The 10,496-nt window shown below is 52.0% G+C and carries 8 protein-coding genes and 1 pseudogene (1 of these 9 only partly in view); all 9 read right to left on the reverse strand.

The window, feature by feature from the left end; all coding sequences use genetic code 11:
• Positions 1-217, reverse strand: a pseudogene (locus A3H92_01395) (beta-hexosaminidase) (it extends 788 nt beyond the left edge of the window).
• A gap of 1 nt (position 218) precedes the next feature.
• Positions 219-1,085, reverse strand: coding sequence for a hypothetical protein (locus A3H92_01400; GenBank protein ID OHC74584.1), 867 nt, complete (start codon positions 1,083-1,085; stop codon positions 219-221).
• Positions 1,085-2,839 (reverse strand): arginine--tRNA ligase, encoded by a 1,755-nt coding sequence (locus A3H92_01405; GenBank protein ID OHC74585.1) that lies wholly within the window; start codon positions 2,837-2,839, stop codon positions 1,085-1,087. Before A3H92_01405 ends, A3H92_01400 begins: the two co-directional genes overlap by 1 nt.
• The gene (locus tag A3H92_01410) at positions 2,836-3,999 is read right to left on the reverse strand and encodes a deoxyguanosinetriphosphate triphosphohydrolase (GenBank protein OHC74586.1); all 1,164 of its coding nucleotides are present in this window, start codon (positions 3,997-3,999) and stop codon (positions 2,836-2,838) included. Before A3H92_01410 ends, A3H92_01405 begins: the two co-directional genes overlap by 4 nt.
• Before the next feature lie 242 nt (positions 4,000-4,241).
• Complete coding sequence (locus A3H92_01415) at positions 4,242-5,087, reverse strand: hypothetical protein (protein OHC74587.1); 846 nt, start codon at positions 5,085-5,087, stop codon at positions 4,242-4,244.
• Positions 5,088-5,208: 121 nt separating this feature from the next.
• Positions 5,209-7,005 carry a hypothetical protein gene (locus A3H92_01420; GenBank protein ID OHC74588.1) on the reverse strand — a complete coding sequence of 599 codons (1,797 nt, stop codon included), beginning with the start codon at positions 7,003-7,005 and terminating at the stop codon, positions 5,209-5,211.
• Positions 6,998-8,101 carry a hypothetical protein gene (locus A3H92_01425; GenBank protein OHC74589.1) on the reverse strand — a complete coding sequence of 368 codons (1,104 nt, stop codon included), beginning with the start codon at positions 8,099-8,101 and terminating at the stop codon, positions 6,998-7,000. The genes A3H92_01420 and A3H92_01425 overlap by 8 nt, the downstream gene beginning before the upstream one ends.
• A 12-nt stretch (positions 8,102-8,113) precedes the next feature.
• Positions 8,114-9,214: a DNA (cytosine-5-)-methyltransferase gene (locus A3H92_01430; protein ID OHC74590.1), complete on the reverse strand. Its 1,101-nt coding sequence runs from the start codon at positions 9,212-9,214 to the stop codon at positions 8,114-8,116.
• 164 nt (positions 9,215-9,378) lie between these two features.
• Positions 9,379-10,401, reverse strand: coding sequence for an arsenical-resistance protein (locus tag A3H92_01435; protein ID OHC74591.1), 1,023 nt, complete (start codon positions 10,399-10,401; stop codon positions 9,379-9,381).
• Between the last annotated feature and the right edge of the window lie 95 nt (positions 10,402-10,496).

Raw genomic sequence — 10,496 nt, forward strand, 5'->3', positions numbered from 1 at the left:
TCAGACGCGCCACCCGTCCTCCTTCCTGGTCGATAAGGATGGGGGCGTCGTTGCGCCCGATACAGCCGCGCAAGTCGGCGGCAAGGCGGCGCACCTGATCGGGGTCGGCGCAGTTGCGCTCGAAAAGAATGAAGCCCAGCGGGTCGGCCTGACGAAAAAAGCTCCGCTCCGCCTCATTAAGTTCTCGGCCGGAACAGCCGTAGATTACAGACAGCATTCTATTCTCCGGGACGGATGATCAGGCAGTTGACCTTGTGGGGGGTCAGATCGGCGCATAACTTGCCGGCGACGGCCTCGCCGGCGACGGGACCGGCGCGCAGACGATAAAAAATACCCTTTCCCGGACCAAGATCGACCTTGGTGACAAAAAGCTCCAATCCGCCGAGCAGTTCGGGATGCTTGTGGGATAACCGCTCCCATTCAAGGCGCGCATGTTCGGGCGTGCGAACGGCGCCTAACTGGACCCTGAATGAATTGGTGTCCTTGCCTGTTGCAGACGTCTCGGCCACGGCGGCTTTCCCCTTGTCTTTCCCTGCCGACTGCGGCGGGGAAGGCGCGGGCAACGGCGGCTTGACGGCTTCCACCTGCGCCGGGGTGGGGACGGCGGGCGTGGGAATCAGCGGTTCCGGTTCTTTCTTGCCAACAATCTTTTCCGGAGTTTTTTCAACTATTTTCGGAATCTCCGGCTCAACGGGTGCCGGCAAGGGAGGCGGCAGAGGGGTTTCCGCAGGCGCCAGCAACCGCTCGACTTGCGGATTTTCTTCACCGCCTTCCATGCGTCCGTAAACCAGCTTGTCGCGATTGGGCACATCCATGCCGCCGGGGTTGACGGGGCGCACCTTAACCGGCCCTTCCTCCGCCTTGATTGTCGGAATGTCGCCTTCGGCGATACCGAAACCGCTCTGGTATTTGCCGAGAAGGAAGTACATGCCGGCGCCGGCGCCGAGGGTCAGCACAATCAGAACAGGCAACAGCCGCCCCCATCGTTTGCTGGAGTTGACAACAGCCGTTACCGGCTCGAAAGCCAGCGCCTCCGAGACGTTCGGGATGATCAGCGGCTCTTCCGGTTTTTCGAGATCAATCATCAGCGCAACTCCTCAAGCGGCGTGACTCCGATTACCTTCAGTCCCGAGGCGATGACGATGGCCGCGCCCTTGATGAGGGCGAGTCTTGCCCTGGTAAGCTCATGGTCGTCCTTGACGATGAATCGCAGTCCGGCGTCGTCATTTCCCTTATTCCACAGCCCATGGAAGCTCGAAGCCAGATCATTGAGATAGAATGCGACACGATGAGGCTCGTGAGCCTCTGCGGCGCTTTCCACAAGCTGCGGCCAAGCCGCCATGACCTTGATCAAAGCAAGCTCGTCCGCATCGGTCAAGCGTTGTAATTGAGCCTCGGCCAATGCCGTCGCCTCCAATTCCTCGCCGCTGAAAGTTGAAGCGGCATGACGCAACACCGAATATACGCGGGCATGGGCGTACTGAACATAAAAGACAGGATTGTCGCGGGATTGTTCCGTTACCTTGACCAGATCGAAATCAAGGTGAGCATCGTTCTTGCGGGTCAGCATGATGAAGCGCACCACGTCTTTGCCCACTTCGTCGATCAGGCCGCGCAGGGTGACAAAGGCGCCGGCCCTTTTCGACATTTTCACCGGAACTCCGTTCTCCACCAGATTGATCATCTGGCACAGCTTGACGTCCACCGCGCCTTCGCCCCCGGTAAGCGCCTTGACGGCGGCGCTTACCCGTTTGACGTAGCCGCCGTGATCGGCGCCCCAGACATCGATCATGGTCTTGAAGCCACGGCGAAACTTATCCAGGTGATAGGCGGCGTCGGTGGCGAAGTAGGTCCACGAGCCGTCCGCCTTTTGCAGCGGCCGGTCCACGTCATCGCCGAATTCAGAGGCCTTGAACAGGGTTTGCGGCCTGGCTTCCCAGTCATCCGGCGTTTTACCCTTGGGAGGATCAAGAACGCCTTGGTAAATCAGGCCCTTGTCATGAAGAATTTGATAAGCGGCCTGTACCTCGCCCTGGTTCACAAGATGATTTTCCGAGGTGAATTTATCGAATTTTACGCCCAACGCCGCCAGATCGGAGCGGATCAGGTTCATCATCGCTTCGACCGCGTGGGTTCGCAGGGTCTCCAGCCAAAGGCTTTCCGGCTTGTCGATCCATTTTCGCCCGTCGCGCTCGGCTAACTCTCTGCCGACCGGGATCAGATAGTCGCCGGGATAGAGGCCTTCCGGCATCTTGCCGATATCCTCGCCCAACGCCTGACGGTAGCGCAGATGGAGGGAACGGGCCAGGGTGTCCACCTGGGCGCCGGCGTCATTGATGTAGTATTCGCGGGTAACGTTAAAGCCGGCTTTTTCCAGCAGCGAGGCCAGGGCGTCGCCGACTACGGCGCCGCGTCCGTGGCCGACATGCATGGGGCCGGTCGGGTTGGCCGACACATATTCGACATTCACCGTCTCGCCGGCGCCGATGGCGGAATCGCCGTAGGCCGGCCCGGCTTTCAGAATTTCAATCAATCGATCACGCCAGAAACGATCAGCCAACCGCATGTTGATGAAGCCGGGACCGGCGATTTCCGAGGAGACGACGGAGTCCAGCGAATCGAGGCGCTTTTTCAGCATTTCCGCCAAGTCTCTCGGCTTGACGCCCGCCGGCTTGGCCAACGCCATGGCGGCATTGGTGGCGATGTCGCCATGGGAGGCGTCACGCGGCGGTTCCACGGACACCCGTCTTGCGTCCAGTCCTTGGGGAAGGCTGCCGGCGGCGGCCAGGTCAGCGATAATGCCGATGATCGTATTCTGATAATGCCTGAACAGGTTCATGAAATTCTTGCCTGAACATCGAACAGCAGTCGATGCTCGTCCTCGGCGTGGCGGTCGGTCATGCCGGCGATATAGTCGGCGATTACCCTGGCCGTTTTTTCGCTTTCCGGCTTTCCGGCCTGCTCGCGCCATTCATCGGGCAGACATTCCGGCTCCGCAATCAACAACCCGAACAGGTCCTTGACCACTCGGCGCGCCTTGCTGGTCATGCGATTAAGCCGGTAATGACGGTACATATTGTCAAACAGGAACTTCCTGAGAGCCTTGTCGTTGTCGCGCATTTTGTCGGAGAAGCCGGCCACCGGCGTCTTCAGGCGGCGGATGTCATCGGCGGATTTGGGAGCGGCCTCGGTAATGCGGCGCGCCGTTTCCTTATGCAGGTCGCCGACCATGGCCCCGATCATGCGGCGCACCGCTTCGTGGATCAGCCGCGATTCGTCCAGGTCCGGGTAGTCTTTTCTGGTTTCAGCGAAAATAGGCCCGACCAGCGGCACGTCGTTCAGACTGCCGACGGTGAACAGACCGGCGCGCAGGCCGTCATCGATATCGTGATTGTTGTAGGCGATGTCATCGGCAAGCGCCGCCACCTGGGCCTCGGCGCCGGCGAAGGTGTCGACCTCCAGGTCATGGACCCTTGTGTACTCGGCGACGGCTCGCGGCATGGTCAGCAGAGGGCCGTTGTGCTTGACCACTCCTTCCAGGACTTCCCAGGTCAGGTTGAGGCCGTCAAACTCGGGATAGCTCTGCTCCAGACAGGAGATGACCCGCAACGATTGGGCGTTATGGTCGAAGCCGCCGTAAGGCTCCATTTTTTCCTTGAGGGCGTTCTCGCCGGCATGGCCGAAGGGCGGATGGCCCAGATCATGGGCAAGGGCGAGGGCCTCCGCCAGGTCTTCGTTCAGCCACAGGCTGCGGCATACCGAACGGGCGATCTGCGATACTTCAAGGCTGTGGGTGAGGCGGGTGCGAAAGAAATCGCCTTCGTGGTTGACGAAGACCTGGGTCTTGTATTCCAGGCGGCGAAAGGCCGCCGAATGGATAATGCGATCACGGTCCCGCTGGAAACAGCTCCGCGTCGCGCTTTCCGGCTCCCGGTAAAGACGCCCACGGCTATGCTCCGGCGAGCAGGCGTACGGCGCCGGTTTTTCGATATTACTCATGGCCGCGAAACTACTCCCCACGATGTCCGGTGGCAACGGGGGTGATTTAACGGTTACCCTTTATCCGCCGATTATCATTTTCGGCAGATTTCCAAATCGTGCAGCATTGCGCCCCCGGTTTTTTTGAATACCATTGAGTTTCAATTGGCGTCTGAACGCCGCCACGAAATGGTACGTCCGGCAACGGTATTGCTTGGGAAAAACATTCATATGGAAAGGGGGGGTAACCTAAACCAGACAGATCATATCACGCTAGGCAGTGAGAATACATAGCAGTAGTCCGCTGGCGTTGAATAGTTGTCAACGTTGTACGCCATAGCTCGACCATAGCAAATTTGAACCTCAGGATTTTCAATCGCTGCCAAGGCTACCCCCAATGTTGAAATTTTATTGTTCATTGGTGCAATGACCACATTAAACCCCTCAAACAGTTTGACCTTTTCGAGAACAATATCCCTCACGGCGAGAGGGTCGGTGGGCGAAAAATGGAATTCTATAGAGTTAGGGTTAGACGACAGCAATCTTTTAAAATGTGATCGATTCACGCGTAAATGGCTTTCATTAACGGGGGGAAGCTCTCCTATGCCAAGAGATAACGCTGCAGGTTCGTAGGTCTCTATTAACTTTCTAGCGCGTTCTTCCTCGAAACCTACCAACACTATCAAATGGCTCTTTCTAGATGGTCGCATTTCGCCTGGATAACCCAAAACAGACCTTACTTCGCCCAATCCCTGACTCAACCATTTGTTCTCATCCGCCTTGCCGGGATCGTACTCTTTCGCAGCTGAGTAGACGAATTTTAAGTCCACAGATTTTGGTAATTGTTTATTTAGTATTCTAAATAGAATAAGAAGCGCCTCGTGTGTCATCGTTGTGATATCAACGAGGCAACTGGCGTTATCTCCTAATTCCATCGAAGAAATGGCAGCTAGAAGCCCATCGGCAGTTTTGATTGGAGACGTTTTTGAGACAAGAACCATCTCAGCACGCTTTCTAAAGTGCGCAAGGATTTGTTCTCCGTACTCCACCCCCTTGCCTTGTACGTTCTCATTTCGCATCATGAAAACTTTTTTGACTTTTTCTGGCATTAACGATTTTGGGGCGGATAAGCTACGGCTTTCAAAACTCGCGGAACAAATAAATAGGTCTAAATCAAGACTCATCGTTTTCTGAAGTTCTGCCAGAGGAAGAGGGGGAAGCCCTTTTGCGCTAGTCATTTTCAAAAAGGCTCCCTTGGCCGCCTGTAGACATTACTGTTTCGAAGCCTTGCTTCTGCACCATATTTGTCAGTTTCTTCGGGCTATACATTGCCTGTTTTATTGCTTCATTTTGAACGAATTTGTATCCCGCAAACCCATTTGGATCGAGCTTGAACGTCGGGGCAAGGCGACGAGTTAAAATGTATAACGGCACTCTGCCTGTGCCTTCTTTATTGCCTATGGTGGAACGATGGAAATAGCCGTACTTTACACCGAGGCTCAACACCTCTTGAACCTCCATATCAGGTCCATTCGAGAATGCGATACTAAATACCCTCTGTTCAGAGCATTCCGACATTAGAATTTGTCTAAACATCCCACCTAGCGCATTAATCAAGTTTTTCAGTTTTGCCGGTTTATCCAACGTTAGACTTGGATCACCTTCATCTTTCTCTACTTTGCTAAATTCAGAAAAAAGGAATGCATTTGAATAATCGTTAGCTATCTGATTTTGAATACCATGAGGAATGCTTGAAAGAGGCTCACCACCCGATTTTGATACTGTTTCAGCATACATCATAGATGCTGATTCTAAGAAATGCCGAACAATGCCAGAGGATAAGTGAACAAGTTGTTCAAATCCAGCATAGCTATACGTCGAACCACTTTTACTCGTCCCCGCTAGTCTTTTCATATACTCAGGCCTAGCATACCTTAATACATCGTCCCTAGGTCTATAACCTCGCCCCCTTTCAGACCATACTTTCGCAATTTCTTCACCTATAGCCTTTATCTCTTCTTCTTGTTTTTTATTCACAGGGAAAAAGTCTTCCGGCGTTTTTTCAACCCCGTGATGAGTCAAGCGTTTTGCAATAATATCTCGAACTCGGACTTTAAAATTATCAAATCGACTTGTGTACTTATCAGAGATATTGAACTCTGAATAATCGTGAGGCGCGTCAATGCGTTGCCCACCTACTGATGCATAAGTCTTATACTCTCCTTCCTGAGCAGACACTTTCAGGCATAAAAAGCCTGTTGTCCTTCGGGCTACCCACGAATTGAGCACCATCGCCTGAGATTTATTCAGGTTATCTGCATCATCAATAAGTAAAAAAATTGGGCCCTCTGGCATAAAGGGGGACTCTTTTAGCGCCTTAATTAGTGGCACAAGAAAATCTGTGTATCCAAATAAAGTTCCTTCATATGGAAGAACCTCTGAACAGAAAGACAATTTCCTCATATAATGATTCAATTGTCCAAATACATCATCAAATAGAGACAGCGTAATTTTCAATTGATCTTTAATGTTTTTACAGCATTTAAGTGACGGAAGTTCATCCTTCCATCCGCTACGGAATAAAAGTTTCGATAATTTATCATAATAAAAACTTTCATATTGCTGGATGTTCTTTTTTTCGCTAGCGCCTTCAATCGGCGCTCGCTCAGCCAACGAAACAAAAAACTTGGTTGCGACGTGTATCACCAGAGCATGTTCATTAAGAACTATCGTCGCATGTTTAGCCTGTAGGCGGGCTAATTCAGGCAGATTCAAGTCTGTTTCTTTGATAGGAATATAAGCAGCGTAATACTCAAGTTTTGACAGTTTTTTCCCGGTGTGTCGGCACTGACAGTCCGGTTCCAAGAAACGAAAAATCATGCTTTTCCCAGCCCCGCGCGGACCGGAAATGAAAGTATGACCAGCCTTTTCTATTTGGTAGTAGTCCGTATTTTCCGACACAAAAAGAGAAATCATATCTTCTGTTGATAAATTTTCAGGCGTTTGAACGTCGAATGGGTTATGCATCGCCGTTCCCCTTATTTTTGGCATCTTTTATAAGTTTTTTTGCCAAAACCTCGCCTGTTAATTTCTTCGGACCACCATTCCAATTTCGGCTAATCCCGCACATGTTGAGCACCCCGCCTTTCTTCGCTTCAGGGTATCCCGTTTCTTCAAGCCGATAATCAATCGTTGGCATTTTCTCACCGATTTCCTCACCCGCTCGAAGCCCTTTAACTCGGACATAAATCGTTCTTATATCTACGAACGGGACCATGAAACGGCTACAGTATATTCGCTCAATGTGCGTTTTAAGCGTGCGAGAATAAATTTCATCCAACAAATATACCTGCTCAACACCATCATTTGTTTTCTTCCCAAAGGTACGGGTCAGGTCCGCAACGTTCACAAAGAAATGCAGTTCAACAGATTTCGCGGACGGGTCCACCATGACAGAATTAAGACAAGATGCATACTTATGAAAGACTTCGCTGCCTCCAGGGATGTTATTAAATTCTTGTATGGTCGTACTCGCACGAGAACTATCATCGGCTAATTCATCTGCAAAACGAAGAATTGAAGCAAGAATTTGAAGCCGGATACGCTTACAATTTACGGGCTCTTCGTACGGTAGACGAGAAATCGTGTCTTTATCGCCATCAATATTGCCCCCATGTGCGCCAGCGATTTTTTGAATATATTCTTGCTCGACGCTATCGCCCAGGTGCGATGAATATTTTGCCATCACATCGCCAATGCGTTTCTCGTGATCGTCGCGACCAAGAATGTTCGCAACGTCATGAAAATGGATAGCGACAAGAAGAAGATAAATCTCGTAACCAGTAAGATCGTACCCTTGCTTGTCATCTTTGATATGAAGCAACTGACCCGAGCGATTGATAACCGTCTTAATATGATCTGGACCATGGTCGGTAAGGAGACCGCCATCAGTGATCATCGCTCCAGTTCGGACGTGTGGGTGAAATTCAGCATTAAGCTTATCGCGTAAATCAGTGTATCGTTTAAAATAATTTAGATTGGTGTGACCTGTAGGAAAATCATCGGGCTTCTCTTTTGCGAGGTGCTGCAGAGTTTCTTCCAGACTTCCCTCCACCAATTCCATCAATTGCCTCTACTATGCTGCCACACGGGTTTTCACTCCGCGTGAAACATCAATAACGCTCCGAAACACTGCCTCTGCAAGCATAGGAGGAACAGCGTTACCCACCTGCTGTTGTTGAAAACCGATAGACCCCATGAAACGAAACCAGTCTGGAAACGATTGAAGCCTTGCCGCCTCCCGAACAGAAAGCCCTCTATCCTGCGTAGGATGGACCAGCATGTTCTTGCGGTAATTTCCGATCACAACGGACGGCTCTTTCAATTTGAGCCGACGATAAATACCGGTATGGCACCTCGACTTATCTGCATAATTTTTCATTAGCCGACTTGGGATATCCTCCCAATTGCCTCCCGGTGGAATATGGGAATATCGTTTAACAACATAACTGGCATTATGTGTAACGAGATGGTTAGTGGCGATTTTTTTATTGCCCCTCATCCGGTAGGCGTAATCAGACACGGGTTCGCTCTTGTAATCCATAAGATCGACTGCTGCCCCATTTTCAAGATCAGGAAGGTCTCCTATGGCCTCCATAACCGAAACAGGCTTCTTGCATGTCGGGGCAGGAAAAGGGACCTGTACACCTTGCCGCGACCCTATAACAAATAACCTTAACCGGCGTTGCGGAACGCCAAAATCGACTGCGTTCAAAACAGTATACGAAAGCGTATAGCCAAGATTCTCTAAACACTTCTTGATCAAATTAACGAAAAAGGCGTGTTCGGTTTCGAGGATGCCACGGACATTTTCGAAGACGACCCAGTCAGGGCCAATTTCAGAAACGACACGCAAAAATTCCCTAAATAACCAGTTGTTTGGGTTGGATGCTGATCGTGTTCGCTGGTTAGAGGTAGAAAAACCTTGGCACGGCGGCCCCCCAAATACAACGACCTCGTCATCAAACCGAAGATGTGAAAAATCCTTTAAGCGGCGGATATCGTCTTGGAAAACGATGACGTCAGGATGGTTAAAGCGGTAGGTTGCCGCCGCATGCGGATCAGCCTCCACAGCAAAACGTACGTCAACGCCCGCCATAGTCGCGCCAATCGACATCCCCCCTGCCCCTGAAAATAAGTCAACTCCTATCATCCGGGCAGTGTTAACCGCCACCATTGGTTTCGCAAGATTTTTTATGCAAAATCACGGATGAGGGGGGGGCAACGAGCATGATCTTCTCACACCTCCTCCACATCGAGAATGGAGTAAATATCATGACCTAATACTCCTCCGCCAGCATAACCGTCAGCACCCGCACCGTCTGTTTCGGGTCGCTTGGATCATATCCCTTCCTCGTACCAGTCTTTAGAGCGATTGACCATGCCGACTACCGAGATCATCACCGGAACCTCGATCAGCACCCCAACGACGGTCGCTAATGCCGCGCCCGACTCTAAGCCGAACAGGGTAATCGCCGCCGCCACCGCCAGTTCGAAGAAATTGGACGCGCCGATCAAGGCGGAGGGGCCGGCTACGCAATGCGCCACGCCCAGCTTGCGATTCAAAAGATAGGCCAGGCCGGAATTCAAATAGACCTGGACGATGATCGGCACGGACAGCAGTATGATAATCAGCGGCTGGGAGATGATCTGATTGCCTTGGAAGCCGAACAGCAGCACCAACGTGGCAAGCAACGAAACCAGCGAAACCGGCCTTAGAGCATTATCCGACCAAATTGAACCGGCTGCGTTGCGCATTGGCGAGGCGATCCGCCAGCCCTGGGCGATGATCACCGGCACGACGATGTATAGAACCACCGAAAGGAAAAGCGTGTCCCACGGCACCGTGATTGACGACAGTCCCAACAACAGGCCCACGATGGGCGCGAAGGCGATAATCATGATGACATCGTTGAGGGCCACTTGTGAAAGGGTAAAGTGCGGCTCGCCATTCGAGAGATTCGACCAGACGAAGACCATAGCCGTGCAAGGCGCCGCCGCCAGCAGGATCAGCCCTGCGATATAACTGTCGATCTGCTCAGGCGGAAGGAAGGGGCGGAAGAGGTGGTTCACGAACAACCAGCCCAGAAGCGCCATTGAGAAGGGCTTGACCGCCCAGTTGATGAACAGGGTGACGCCGATGCCCTTCCAATGCTTCTTCACCTGATGCAGAGCGCCGAAATCGATCTTCAGCAGCATGGGAATAATCATCAGCCAGATGAGCAGCGCCATAGGCAGATTGACCTTCGCCGCTTCCATCCCTCCAATGGCCCGGAAGGGGGCCGGAAAATAGTAGCCGAGCGTCACGCCCGCCGCGATGCAAAGAGCAACCCATAGGGTCAAGTATCGCTCAAAGATGCCCACAGGATGAGGTGGTCCTACTTGTTTGGACAGTTCGGCGGCGAAGTTAAGGTGTATTCCGGTTGCTGATCATGCCGCCAAAGCCCTGTTCATATTTA

The organism is Rhodospirillales bacterium RIFCSPLOWO2_02_FULL_58_16, assembly GCA_001830425.1.
Lineage (GTDB): Bacteria > Pseudomonadota > Alphaproteobacteria > Rhodospirillales > 2-02-FULL-58-16 > 2-02-FULL-58-16.